The sequence below is a fragment of the Wolbachia endosymbiont (group A) of Pogonocherus hispidulus genome (assembly GCF_964028195.1).
Lineage (GTDB): Bacteria > Pseudomonadota > Alphaproteobacteria > Rickettsiales > Anaplasmataceae > Wolbachia.
The window spans coordinates 1,368,723-1,382,688 of the sequence record NZ_OZ034750.1; the positions used below are offsets into that span (position 1 = coordinate 1,368,723).

10 protein-coding genes and 1 pseudogene are annotated in these 13,966 nt (G+C 37.0%); 4 read left to right on the plus strand and 7 right to left on the minus strand.

The annotated features are described in order from the left end of the window. Entirely contained in the window at nucleotides 1-1,494 is a 1,494-nt protein-coding gene (locus ABWU58_RS06650) for a DegQ family serine endoprotease (RefSeq protein WP_353282976.1), read from the plus strand. A gap of 116 nt (nucleotides 1,495-1,610) precedes the next feature. Beyond that, a complete protein-coding gene (gene terL / locus ABWU58_RS06655) occupies nucleotides 1,611-3,041 on the plus strand; it encodes a phage terminase large subunit (RefSeq protein ID WP_353282977.1) in 1,431 nt (476 codons plus the stop codon). Between the two features lie 11 nt (nucleotides 3,042-3,052). Here the strand turns inward: terL and ABWU58_RS06660 are convergent, their stop codons facing one another. Together ABWU58_RS06660 and ABWU58_RS06665 are read right to left on the minus strand one after the other, a co-directional pair. Beyond that, entirely contained in the window at nucleotides 3,053-5,263 is a 2,211-nt protein-coding gene (locus tag ABWU58_RS06660) for a hypothetical protein (RefSeq protein WP_353282978.1), read from the minus strand. 30 nt (nucleotides 5,264-5,293) lie between these two features. Continuing rightward, nucleotides 5,294-5,515 (minus strand): hypothetical protein, encoded by a 222-nt coding sequence (locus tag ABWU58_RS06665; protein ID WP_264329650.1) that lies wholly within the window; start codon nucleotides 5,513-5,515, stop codon nucleotides 5,294-5,296. Nucleotides 5,516-5,661: 146 nt separating this feature from the next. On the opposite strand from ABWU58_RS06665, the gene ABWU58_RS06670 reads away from it, so the two are divergent. Further along, a complete protein-coding gene (locus ABWU58_RS06670; RefSeq protein WP_353282979.1) occupies nucleotides 5,662-5,820 on the plus strand; it encodes a hypothetical protein in 159 nt (52 codons plus the stop codon). A 147-nt stretch (nucleotides 5,821-5,967) separates the two neighbouring features. Here the strand turns inward: ABWU58_RS06670 and ABWU58_RS06675 are convergent, their stop codons facing one another. From ABWU58_RS06675 to ABWU58_RS06695, 5 genes are all read right to left on the minus strand, one after another. After that, entirely contained in the window at nucleotides 5,968-7,386 is a 1,419-nt protein-coding gene (locus ABWU58_RS06675; RefSeq protein ID WP_353282980.1) for a hypothetical protein, read from the minus strand. A gap of 142 nt (nucleotides 7,387-7,528) precedes the next feature. Then, nucleotides 7,529-7,651, minus strand: coding sequence for a hypothetical protein (locus ABWU58_RS06680; RefSeq protein WP_353282981.1), 123 nt, complete (start codon nucleotides 7,649-7,651; stop codon nucleotides 7,529-7,531). Between the two features lie 323 nt (nucleotides 7,652-7,974). Then, entirely contained in the window at nucleotides 7,975-10,131 is a 2,157-nt protein-coding gene (locus ABWU58_RS06685) for an ankyrin repeat domain-containing protein (RefSeq protein ID WP_353282982.1), read from the minus strand. 198 nt (nucleotides 10,132-10,329) lie between these two features. Then, a complete protein-coding gene (gene uvrB / locus ABWU58_RS06690; RefSeq protein ID WP_353282983.1) occupies nucleotides 10,330-12,237 on the minus strand; it encodes an excinuclease ABC subunit UvrB in 1,908 nt (635 codons plus the stop codon). A gap of 69 nt (nucleotides 12,238-12,306) precedes the next feature. Then, nucleotides 12,307-12,588 carry a hypothetical protein gene (locus ABWU58_RS06695; RefSeq protein WP_353282984.1) on the minus strand — a complete coding sequence of 94 codons (282 nt, stop codon included), beginning with the start codon at nucleotides 12,586-12,588 and terminating at the stop codon, nucleotides 12,307-12,309. A gap of 114 nt (nucleotides 12,589-12,702) precedes the next feature. Here ABWU58_RS06695 and ABWU58_RS06700 point away from each other — a divergent pair. Then, nucleotides 12,703-13,916: pseudogene (locus ABWU58_RS06700) on the plus strand (IS256 family transposase). Nucleotides 13,917-13,966 lie beyond the last annotated feature (50 nt).

Genomic DNA, 13,966 nt, shown 5'->3' on the forward strand with positions numbered 1-13,966 from the left:
ATGAAAAGTAAGGCATTTATTTTATCTATATTTGCATATTTTCTAATTGCGTTTTCTTCGTATGCTAATATGTTTGATTGGAATGCAAAAAAGGTCGTTGATGCTAGCACTACTGGATGTAACTGTAATCAAGGACTTGCCGATTTAGTGGAAGAACTCATTCCTGCGGTTGTAAATATTTCAAGCGAACAAATAATCAAACAAGAAAGTAACAATAGAACTAAAATCCCTTTTATGCCAAGAAATAATTTCTTTGATGATTTTAGAGAATTTTTTGAGCATTTTGATCAGTTTTTTATGGATAGGGGCCCTAGTGTTAACAGAGAGGTGGTGTTGCTTGGTTCTGGGTTTATTATAGATAAAGGTGGAACTATAGTAACCAATTATCACGTTATTAAAAACGCCCAAGATATCACAGTTACTATGAACGATAATACTTATTTCAAAGCAGAAGTTTTAGGCTATGATGCAAGGACTGATCTTGCTGTGCTTAAGGTTCATTCTAATAAAGATCTTCCTTTTGTTGCATTTGGCAATTCTGATACAGCAAGGGTTGGCGATACAGTTATTGCAATAGGTAACCCATTTGGTTTGGGTGGTTCTGTAAGCACAGGAATTATATCTGCAAGGTCCAGAGACATTAGTATCGGCACTATGAATGAATTTATCCAAACTGATGCTGCAATTAATAGAGGCAACTCTGGAGGGCCATTATTTGATTTAAATGGAAAAGTTATAGGCATTAACACCGCTATCTATTCCCCATCTGAGTCTGGCGGCAACGTGGGTATAGGTTTTGCCATACCATCTAATTTAGCTATGTCAATTATTGACACATTAAAAAGTGGCAAAAAAATAAAACATGGTTGGCTCGGTGTGCAAGTGCAGCCTATAACGAAAGAATTCGCTGAGTCCTTGGGTTTAAAAGATATAAAAGGCGCATTGGTTGCAAGTATAGTAAAGGATAGTCCTGCAGAAAAAGGTGGGATTAAAGTAGGTGATATATTATTAGAATTTGACGGTAAAAAAATCGATAGAATGACACAATTACCTCAAATGGTTTCAAGAGCTGGACCTGAGAAAAAAGTGCAAGTTAAGTTGCTTAGAAAGAGCAAAGAGGTTAATATTAAAGTTGTGGTCGGAGAATCTACAAATGATGGCCAAGATAACAATCAAGAAGAAAATAAATCAACATCTGATTATGTAACAGGTTTAACTGTTTCAAATCTGCCAAAAGAATCAAAAGAAAGTAAAAATGATGTACCTACAAAAGGTGTGATAGTTACCAATGTAGATAGTAACAGTAATGCCACGCTGCGTGGTATTAAAAAAGGAGACATTATTATCCAATTAGATGGAACCGATATAGAAAATACTAATGATTTTCAAAAACAAGTTGATTCAGCAGTAAAGAAAAACGGTAAAGATTCAATAATGTTGCTTATTTACCGCAATGGAAATCAATTCTTTACTTCGATAAAGTTGAAGAAATAGCACTCGTAGGTTATTTACTAAATTAGCAGCATTGTAAGCCTGCCATTGTAACACCTCAATCTTATAAGACAAATCAAAAATATTAAAGTCTACATTCTATTCACTAAAATACACATATGGATAATATAAATTTTCTAAAATTCATTGAACTGTGCTTTCAAACGGTGGTGCCGGGATGTGAGTATAATGATTATCAGTACATAAAAGTCATAGCAGACAGGCTGGAAGCAGCGAGCATTGGTGAAGTGAGACGAATAATATTCAATATGCCTCCGCGTTCAATGAAGTCCATATGTGTAAGTGTTGCGTGGCCCGCATGGATACTGGGAAATCAGCCATCTGCAAGAATAATAGTTGCAAGTTATTCTCGGCTGCTCAGCGAAAAGCACTCGCTTGATACCAGGTGCATAATGCAATCTGATTGGTATAAAGAGCTGTTTCCAGAGGTAAAATTATCCAAAGACCAGAACACTAAATATAAATTCCAAACAGTGCAGAGAGGATTTAGAATCGCAACATCAGTTGGAGGGACGTTAACAGGTGAAGGTGGTGATTTTATTATTGTGGATGATCCGCTTAACCCTGCCCAAGCTTTGAGTGAAACGTTTAGAAAGCGTGCCACAAACTGGTTCGATCAGACTTTGGTAACCAGGCTCAACGATAGGAAAAAAGGAGTAATTGTGCTTGTTATGCACAGGCTGCACCTGGAAGACTTAACTGGGCACCTCTTATCCAAGCCAAAAAACATATGGCATCACATTTGTTTGCCAATGATTTCTGAAAAAGTGGAGATAATCGACTCAATTACGACACAAGAAAAAGGTTTATATTCAAGAGAAGAGAATGAGTTATTATATCCCCTGGAGGGAGGAAGAGAAGAAGTTGAGATGATAAAAGTTGAACTCGGGAGTTACGCTTTTGCTGCTCAATATCAACAAAACCCCCTGCCACTTTCAAGCGATATAATTAAACAAGAGTGGCTAAAGCGCTATAAAAATTTCCCTGATAATCCCTCACATGTAACTCAAAGCTGGGACACTGCAGTTTCAACAAACGATTCCAGCGACTTTAGCGTCTGCACCACCTGGGCAAAAATAGATAATAAATTCTATTTACTTGATGTATATCGAGCAAAGCTTGAGTATCCAAAGCTTAAAGAGCAAGTTCTGTCACTAGCTGCAAGATGGGCACCACATGCAATTTTGATTGAAGCAAAAACGAGTGGTCAACAATTAACACAAGAGCTAAAGGCAAATAGCGATCTACCCATTATTGAAATTGTGCCACACAATGACAAACTCACTCGATTTTATCAAATTGTTCCGGTGATAGAGTCTGGCAGGGTTTTTCTGCCACAGCAAGCGGTATGGCTCAATGATTTTGAGTATGAGATTTTAATCTTTCCGGAAGCCCATTATGACGATCAGGTGGACAGTACGGTACAATATTTACAATGGATGAGAAAAATTAACACCAGCGCCTTTAGGGTCAGGGACTTTGGCCCTAACCCTAATAAAACGCTTAGGTGGCTGAGAGCAGTGGATTAGGTACAAACCGCTTATATAAAAACTTCTTTTTCTTCTTGCAAGTGTTTCTTGATATTAGGAGAATCTACCCTAGAACTTATAAGAAAGTTATCACTAATTTTTTGATTACTAAAGAACGTGTGAAGTAAGCTTAATACCTCCTCAGGAGAACTTGATTGTACTTGCTCCATCTTCTCAGGAGGAAGAGGAAGAACTGAGCACATTTGCTCTTTTGCCTTAGGCTCAGAAAGAAGTAAGCGCAGCTCTCTCTTATCAACATAAAGTAAGTATAGTAACTTCTCGTACCCAAGAGGCAAAGAACCGGAGTCTAGCTTCTTCTTCATCTCAGGAGAAAGAACTTTGTATAGCTCCTTACTCTGACCAGAAGTAAGACATTGTTGCAACTTTAGTCCACCTGGCACACCTTCATGCGTAGGAGAAGTCACTTTTGAGGGTGGATTACTTTTTGCTTTTCTTTCTGAGGCAGATCGTTCAGAAAGAGGTGGTTTTTTAGTTACAGAAATTGCAGGAGTACTTCTACTTGAAGATATCGAATTACGTTCTTTGTTATTTCGCTTTAAAAATGATAATATCTCGTTTGGGATAGCTCTACTCCAATGTTTCTTCGGAGATTCACTCTTTTTATTTTCGGACGTGCCTTGTGATAAACAAGGGTTAGCCCCTACTGGATTAGCACCTTTCCATGATGAAGGTCCACTCTGTGACCATGACGAGAATCCTGCACTTGAAGCCGGTGATGACCAAAAGCCTATTGGCTGACTAGTCCATGCTGATCCACTTTCATTAGCACCTTTCCTTGATAAAGGTCTACTCGGTTGCCATAACGAGGGTTCTGCACTTGGAGCCGGTGATGACCAAAAGCCTATTGGCTGAGACCAAGCACTAGTACTTGCTTGCACATTTTGAGCAGCACTTACACATTTCCCTGTACGCTGACTAACTGCAATAGAATTCAGCTGCGGCGATGACCAAGATCCTTTACTCGTTCCAGCTAAATTTACAGGATTATGCAGCGGCAACTTTTCTGATCCTTGCCTGGGAGAATCCTCTAATGCTCCATCAGGACTCCGCGTGGGAGGCCCCCATTGTGTCGATTGTGCCTCATTTAGATATCTATTAGGCACTTCCACTGGCGAATGTGCAGGCGACAATGCTCGAAAATGAAGCTCATGGTCAATGGACAGTTCATGGTCTTTGTTGATTACAGAGCTTTCTATTATTTTGGTTATCACACAGTGAGAAATTTCTTTATTAGAAAAGTCTATGCCATACACTACATTGCTTCCATTTACTGATATTTCTGCTTGAACTTTATCACTAACATCATCAAGTACAACATTATTAAATGCATAATTTAGTTTAAGAGCTTCTTCGTGTGTTAATAATCTAGCTCCTTTATCATCTAGTATAACAGGCACAAGAACTGAGGCGTCTTTCCTACCTAAAGGAGGAGCAAGTATAAAACCATCTATCATCACTTTTGTCACCGAATAAGTAGATCTTATTATCATATTTTTAAATGACTTCACACTATGATCAACATCATTGCCAACTCCAAGGTCCATACCTGTAAGCCATGCCTTATACCGTGTTACACTATCAATAAAACGAGCGTCATCAAAAACGTCCTCGATGTATACACTATTGCCTTCAACCTTCAGAGGGTTCTTAGGAACATTTTCATATCTTGCTTTCATCCTTGATAAAAACATACTCTCAAATTTCTTGCGTAATCCTTTATTATCAAATTTAGAATGACATAAATACTTTTCCTTGTTAAATGGTACAGTTGTGCTGCTAACCTGCATATCTTCTCGAATATCCTTTTCAAGTGAAGAAGCCAAATGAGACTTCAAATTAAAAATTACACCTTTATCTACAGGTGTTACAAACTTAAACCCATGCTGTTTATCCCAAGACCAGTCTCTATCACTGATATAAAACGGGAAAGAATTAACATCAAAAATTAGCTTAGCTGTATCCAATATTTCTGCATCATTACTTTCCTCAATGCCGTAGAATTCACGTATTATCTTCCTTTTTATACTGTCCAGATATTCTCTACACTGGTACGTATCCATACTCTTCTCAAATGAGACTACGATATAGTCCTTCTTGCCCTCGCTTTGCAGCGTAAAATTAGTTTCAACTGTATTACGAGCATAATTATGTACATTAAAAGCACTAACCAATGCTCTTACTGTTTCTCTTGTATTAGGCATAACACCCTCCCTATTTTTTTATTACGACAACTATCTTTTATTACTGCTACCAACCCCACTAGAGCTTGATCCACTAATAGAACTGCTAGGCTGATTAGACTGACGTAGCTTCTCTCGTACGTCCTTAAGTGCATCACGATGATCATCAAACCTTGCTCCTTCGATTCGCAGCAATCTCCCACCACCTGGACCTGGATTCTCACGTTTCCACTTTTCAGCATCAAAACCTTTTTTATCATTACCGCTATGCATATTGCCTCCTAAGTAAAAATATTATGTAATTAATATACTAAAAATAAAATTAAGTGCAAGCACTTTTTTTACATTTTTTAGTATAAATTTTATTCACTCTTTTTTTATAAAACTCAACTTTCAAGATTCCGCTAACACGTAGCGGAATGACGAACTGTCGACATCTGTCTATATGCCCCTGGATTCCAGTGTCACGCACTGGAGTGACAAGAAAGGGACACTGGAATGACAAAGAAAAGACACTTGGTCTACAACTCTGGATTCCAGTGTCACGCACTGGAATGACAAGTCATTGGCAACCCTAAGTTCCCTACGTCATACCGCCGCGGTATCTCAAGCATAGATTCCGCTAACACGTAGCGGAATGACGAACTGTCGACACCTATCTATATGCCCCTGGATTCCAGTGTCAGCTACTTTAATGACACCCTTTTTTGTCATCTAAGTACTAGCTATCCCTTCGATGGTGTCTTTCCTACTGACTGACCTTCTACACATTTCTCAACTTTTACATCATTAGTCAATCCTCCTGGTGGTCGAGCATTACTTACAGAACCTTCATTCTCAGCACCATTCCAAGTACCCATGTTAGTAAAACTAAATCCACAATCAGCAACAGAACTTTTAACGGATTGCTCTGAAGCCTTTCTGTCAGACATAGATTTTGGGATAGGTTGGTTCGAAGCTTTTCCGTTAGGAACAGAGCCTTGAGTAGGTTGGTTTGGAGCTTGCTTATTATTATTTTCATCGTGGTTTTTCCTTCTGTCCCACCTACTATTGCATCCATAAAACTTTTTTCTCCCCTGCTCCGTCCCAGTTGCAGGTTGCCCTGTAGGGTTCGGTGGACACACCTTTTCCTTCGGTTCCTCTGGCTTCGCTTTTTTCTCTTCTTCCACTTTTGGTTTTGTTTCCTCGCGGATCTCCTCCTTTATAACCTCTTTAGGCATTAGTTCTTTCATAGGTTTTGGTAAAAGATCAAGCTCTGGTTTGCTCAGAGGGACTGGTCTTACAAATCCTGGTGAAACGTCAAAAAGGGAAACTGGCACTTTAGGTTTTTCTCTTTCATCCACTTTTATTTCTACGTTTTCGCAAACTTCTTTATTTTCTTCCTTTAATGATGTTTTTTCTGCTTTTTTATCTTCTGCTTTAGTTGTTTCTTCTGTAGATGCCTCTATTATAGCTGCTAGCTCAACTCCAAACATCTCTGCAAACATTGTAACAACCCAGCCAACCAGGAACATCTGAAGTTTTAATTTTAGTCCTCTCAGCGCTTCCAATCTTTCTAGTATTGCTACTTCCTCTTCCTTAGATAAACCACCACCGAATAATTTTTCTTCCAATTCTTTTATCTCCTTGTCCAACTTCTGATCGAAACTTAAATCGCGTGCAAAAATCTTCTTGATTAACTCCTTAAGCTTATCACGCAAAAACTTCATTATCGCAGCAATCAGGTTCTTTTCTTTCTTCTCCTTGAGCATTTGGTAGATTTTCGGATCATCTACATTTACTTCAAAGAGGTTGAAGAGAGATTCAAAGAAATTCCGGAAATCTCCAAGTACTCTTTCTCTTTCACCATTGAAGTAACCCTCATCACCTTCTTCGATATGTAGCTCTGCTTGAGATGATATTTCATCGATACAACTAGAAGCCTGACGCTCACACTCGAGCCTTCTGAGCAAATCTTGTCTGTCAAGCTCCTCTATGGCTGCTTTTAGTTCGTTTAGCTTCTGCTCCGCAGAGAAATCTTGCTCCCTGATTTTTCCTTGGAAGATTGAGCTACCGTTTTTGTTATTATCTGAAAAATTTTCCATTATTTTTGTCCCTTCAATAAAATTACTGTCTTTATTGTTACCTGAAAAGCTTTCTACCATTTTTACTTCCTTTATAAAACTTAATAATTTAATTGTACAGCACTAAATATTTAAGAAGTCTTAACGTAAAGATGTCAATAAAATTATTTACATCTTTACACTATATTATATCATACGCCATTTAACCTTTCAATAATATTTTTTATTCTTGCTGCTTTTTCAAGTTCCAGCATACGCTTTCCTTCTTATTAATGTTCACTTTTGCCTCTACCACCACTTTTTCTTGTAAAGTATTTGATATAAGTTTTATTATACTCTTTTGCATAACATTGTACAGCATATTATATTCAGAGTGTAATGAACGAGCCTGAAAGGCTGATAAACGAGTATCAACAAAGACTGTCAGAAAGCAAAGATAAAGCTGCATTAGATATATCTTAGCCACTTAAGTAGGGTTGGGCCCGACCCTGAAAGCACTGGTGTTAATTTTTTCACCCATTGTAAATACTGTACTATCCACTGTGGTGAGTTTCTGGGAACATTAAAACTCATACTTAAAGCCATACCGCTTGGTGCGGCAAAATAACCCTGCCAAATCGGAACAATTTTGAGTGAGCTTATTATTGTGTGGCACAATTTCAATAATCACTATCTGCCTTTAACACTTGTGTCAATTTGCTGCGAACAAGCTTGCGTAAAATCAGTAAATGGAACATCCTTAGTAATCTCGATTGACTCTGTAGGTACATTACCATTTTTCTTAAAACCTTTAGCTTCTATAGCTTCCAGAACACTTTTTTCTCCCAAAAGACAGTTTTCTCCTAAACTTTTTTTCTCAGCTTTTAACTTGTTAAGCCTTGCTTCGCTCTCATCATCAATTTCTACTTCTATTTTATTACCATCTTTCTTACTAGGACTTAGATAAATACTAATCTCTCCTACCTCAGTGGTAAAAGACATTTTAATGCTACCTTTTAAGACATCTGTGTAATTTCTTTTTCCATCTTTTGTACCTTCAACTCTTACTATACTCTCCCCAATTTGAAGTATGCCGACTTTTAAATTTAAAGCTTTATCTTTTAAAGCTTCAGCTTTGTTAAAGATTTTCATAGGCTCAATAATACTATCTTGTGAATATTTCATATAAAAATATTGATTATCTATCTCCACTACCTCTAGCTTCCCCTTTTTAGCTTGCCCATCTCTGCCTACGATACCTTCACATGCTATACTCTTTAGCTCTTCTTTCCTATCCTTATATTGCTTATTGAGACCATTTAAATAATCAAAGTCATAATGTTTATTTGTAAGCTCGGTATCACCGGAGAAAAATTTTTTTCCCATTCCACCTTTTAACAACAAATTACTTGTGATCCTTTTTATGATGATGTCTGAAGTTTTATATTCGTCAGCTTTATATTCGTCGCCATCACTTTCATCGGTATAATCATGTGTATTAAGCATTGCGGTTGAAGAACGTGGATTCACACGAAGCTGACTAATAACTCCTTCCATTTCTTTAAATATTAAACTTGTTACAGTTTCTTTATCACCTTTTTCATTGTCATTTTCATTATCATTACTACAACTTGAATTTAACCTTATTCCTTCCTTCAAGTACTCCTTTACTATTTTCTCAATACTTTCTAGAATATTTTCTTCAGGTTCTTGTTTATTTTGTGCTGTTATACCTCTTATCTTCTCACAAAACTCATCAATTAGCTCCTTTTCACTTGTAGTTAATGGTATTTTTAGCTTCATCGAAAGTGAGTCTTCTAGAAAAAGATAATCACTTGAACTACAGCTCGAATCCTCATCTTTTCGGTCACAATCACTCGGTTCAGTAGAAATTGTTTTATTATCGTCACCGGAGCTATGCCTTGGATCATCATTGTGCTTGTTAGGGTAATTACTAGAGTTATTTGTCAAATTCCCTTTATCTTTAGTAGGAACTGTTTGATTATCGTCACCGGAGCCATAACCTTCATCTGTCGCATTCCCTTCATTTTTACGAAAATTATCTGAACCATATCTCCAATTCTCAATAGCTTGAAGGCAGTCATGTTCAGTAACATATTCAAATGGAGTCTTTCCATCTTGATCTTGCATATTTTTATCAGCTCCTTTTTTTAAAAGAAGCTCTATAGCTTGAAGGCAGTTATTTTTAGCAGCATAATGTAACAGAGTTCTTTTATCTTGGTTCCGTGTATTTGGATCAGCTCCTGCTTCTAGAAGAGACTTTATATGGTAAGCATAATTATTTAATAGATTGCTATTGCTTGCTAACCGATCTAAAATGTCACATAATTTTTCATTTAAGTAATCTGACAGAGTTTTTCCATCTTGGCCTTTTGTATTTGGATCAGCTCCTGCTTGTAGAAGAAACATTATATGTTGAGTAAAATTGGAATCATCTAATAGACTTCTATCGATTGCTAACTCATTTAAAATGTTAAATAATTTTTCATTTAAGTAATCTGACAGAGTTTTTCCATCTTGGCCTTTTGTATTTGGATCAGCTCCTGCTTCTAGAAGAAACCTTATATGTTGAGTATTATTGGAATCATTTAATAGATTGCTATTGCTTGCTAACTGATTTAAAATATCAGATAATCTTTTATCTAAGTAATGTGACAGAGTTTTTCCATGTCGGTTTTGTGTATCTCGATCAGCTCCTGCTTCTAGAAGAAACATTATATGTTGAATATTACCGGGATTATTTAATAGATTGCTATCGCTTTCTAAATCATCTAAAATGTTAAGTAAAGTTTCATTTAATTCCTTGCTTGCTTGGTACCCCACCATTCATATTCTATAACCATTACTCACTAATTCTTTAGTGATTACCGTAATACATAGGTAAGTCAATAAAAAAATACACCTTTCCTTCTTCAGTTCTAAGAAATTGTCAAAAGTCTCAAAAAGATGAGTTAAAATAAGAAGGAGAACAGCAGGTTGTTTACACTTTCATACTATGCCCATAGCATCATATATTACTTAACCTTACAATAATTTTTTTATTTTTGCTGCTTCTTCAAACTCTAAATTTTCAGCATGCTCTATCATTTGCTTTCTCAAATCATCCTTATTAGTGTTCACTTTTGCCTCTGCCACTACTTTTTCTTGCAAAGTATTCGATATAGGTTTTATTATAGTCTTCGGGACAATATTGTGCAATATATTATGTTCTTCTTGTTTTTTTCTTCTTCTTTCGGTCTCTCTTAATGCACGATCTAAAGAACCAGTGATTTTATCTGCATACAAAATTACTCTACCTTCAGCATTACGCGCAGCACGACCGATCGTTTGAATGAGCGATGTTTCTGATCGCAAAAATCCTTCTTTATCAGCATCTAAAATTGCAACCAAACCACACTCTGGAATATCAAGACCTTCCCTAAGCAAGTTAACACCTACTAAAACGTCAATTTCTTTAGATCTTAATTTACATATAATTTCTATTCTCTCCAGCGCACCAATATCCGAATGCAAATAACTCACTCTCATATTTAATTCACTCATATATTCAGCTAAATTTTCAGCCATTTTTTTTGTCAGTGTAGTGATTAAAACACAAAATCCCTTTCCTATTGTCACTTGTGCCTCATGAATTACATCATCAATTTGACTCTCTATTGGTTTCACAATGCAGATTGGGTCTGTAAGCCCTGTTGGACGAATAACTTGCTCTATAAATACGTTATTGGTTTGTGCTAACTCATACTTTCCGGGAGTAGCTGAAATGTAAATAGTCTGCGGCTTAACTTCCTCCCATTCTTCAAATTTTAATGGACGATTATCAAAAGCGGAAGGGAGCCTGAAGCCATAGTCAATCAATTTCTTTTTACGCGCCTCATTACCACTGTACATTGCACCAATCTGAGGAACGGTGACATGACTCTCATCAACAAATAAAATTACGTCTTTGGGTAAATATTCAAACAAAGTAGGCGGTGGATCCCCAGCTTCCATTCCATAGAGATAACGCGAATAATTTTCAATACCTTTACATATTCCTGTTGTTTTCATCATTTCAATATCAAAATTAGTGCGTTGCTCGAGGCGCTTTGCTTCAACAATCTTGTTTTGCAAGTAGTAATAATCCAAGCGTTCATGCAGCTCTTTTTTGATTAGCTCAACCGTCTGCAACAGAGTCTCACGTGATGTAATGTGATAGCTGTTTGGAAAAATGGTGATTGTATTTAGGCTTTTGGTAATATTACTCGTTATAGCATCAATTTCAGAAATTTCTTCTATTTCATCACCAAGCAGCGATAAACGCCAAGCTTTATTTTCATAATAGGCAGGAAATATATCGATAATATCGCCACGCACTCTGAAATATCCTCTCTCAAACTTGGTATCAGAGCGCTTGTATTGGAGATCAGCTAAGTTACTCAAGAAATCATTAACATGAATTTTATCTCCAACACTTAAAGATATAGTCATGCTGCGGTAGCTTTCAGGCGAACCAAGACCGTATATGCAAGAAACACTGGCAACTACGATCGTGTCCCTGCGCTCCAAGAGGGAGCAGACGGCAGAATAACGCAGCATGTCAATTCTGTCGTTGATTGCAGAGTCTTTTTCGATATAAGTATCAGTTTGCGGCAAATAAGCTTCGGGCTGATAGTAATCATAATAAGAAATGAAGTATCCAACAGCATTATTGGGAAATAATCCTTTCATTTCCTCATAAAGTTGTGCTGCTAAGGTTTTATTGTGTGCCATGATCAGCGCAGGTCTGTTTGTCCTTGCTATAACATTTGCCATAGTGAAAGTTTTCCCAGAACCAGTAACCCCAAGTAAAACTTGGTCTCTTTTATTGCTATTTAGCCCCGCAATTAAACTATCGATTGCCTGCGGCTGATCTCCAGCGGGTTGAAAATGTGTAGTGATTTGAAATTTCATAGACTTTACTTACTATCTTTGATTCATTGCATAGTGAACACTATATTGCTTTTAAGATAAGTTGTATAGCTATAAACTTTCCGTAAAGCCATAAAACATTAACCAACAATAGACTTCTTGCATAACCATATAACAAACTTTTATTGGGAATAGAAACGAAAAACTTACTTGACAAGTTTCGCCAGCCCCCTTATCGTGGTGTGTAGTACAATGATACAAATTAAGAATTCCCCCATCCTGCGCTGGTTCTTCGATCTGAAATCCTACTTCTACCTGATCACGACCTATCTTAATTTGTCCTATCAATGCTTTAATAATACCACGTTTAGTTCCCCAATCTAGCTGTTCCAAGTTCGATTTTATACTAGAATAAAAATTCTTTATGCTACTTAGGGAGTGTTAAATAAACTGTGTCAAACCGAAAAGAAAAGTAATAAATTGATATAAAAAAATGGAGGTTTGACAATGAGTCAGAAAGTAGTAAACAGAACTACCGGATTGGTAGATTATAAAGAATTAGAAACAAATATCCTGTCGTCTATACGAGAAGGAAGACCGCTGACAGGAAGGGACGGAGCATTAACACCGTTTATAAAAAGGTTGCTGGAGGCGAGTCTAGAAGGTGAAATAGAAAACCACTTGTTGGCTGAAAGTGAAGAAAATAATCGAAGAAATGGGAGAAATGCAAAGACTTTACGTACAAGCGCAGGTTCATTTGAGCTTTTGACGCCAAGAGATAGAGAAGGAAGTTTCGAACCACAAATAGTCAAAAAAAGGCAAACAAACTTACATCCAGAGCTTGAAACGAAGATTTTGAGCACATTTGCCAGTGGTATGGGCTATAGAGATATAGCGTCACATGTTGAGGAAATTTATGATCACAAAATATCGGTGGCAGAGATATCAAGTATTACTGACAAATTACTGCCTGTAATCAATGAATGGCGGAGCCGTCCACTGCAATCAGTATATCCAATAGTGTTTATGGATGGGATGTTTTTTAAGATCAAGGAGGACGGACATTGCGTGAGTAAATGTATGTACAACATATTAGCAAAATGGCAGAAAAGAAGTACTGGGCTTTTATTTGGCTGAAAGTGAGGGAGCTAACTTTTGGTTGGGAGTACTAAATGATCTAAAAGAGAGAGAAGTAGAAGATATTCTAATTGCCTGCGTTGATGGGCTAAAAAGCTTTCCTGCAGCTATAAACAGCGTGTTCCCTAATGCGGAAGTACAGCTATGTATAGTGCATCAGATACGCAACTCACTGAAGTACGTGGCTAGTAAAGATGCAAAAAGTTTTTTGAGCGATTTAAAGAAGGTATATCAAGCTTCAAGCAGGGAAATTGCCGAGAATTATCTATTGGAATTGGGTGAAAAATGGGGCACAAAGTACCCTATGGTTTTGGCAGAATAACTGGGAAAATTTATCTGGTTACTTTAAGTATTCTGACCCAGTTAGGAGGATAATTTACACCACCAATCCCATAGAGGGGCTACACAGACAGATCAGAAAGTTCACTAAAACTAAGGGCTCGTTTACCAGCTTGTACAAACAGGTATATTGTGCTATAAAGAAAGTAGAGGAGAAATGGACTATGGCTTTGCCTAATTGGGCATTAACTATGTCTCAGCTCGACATTTTCTTTCCTAACAGACTGAAAATTGAGTTGAGTTAAAAATGCGGTTTGACACAGTTTATTTAACACTCCCATTTTCTAAGGAAATT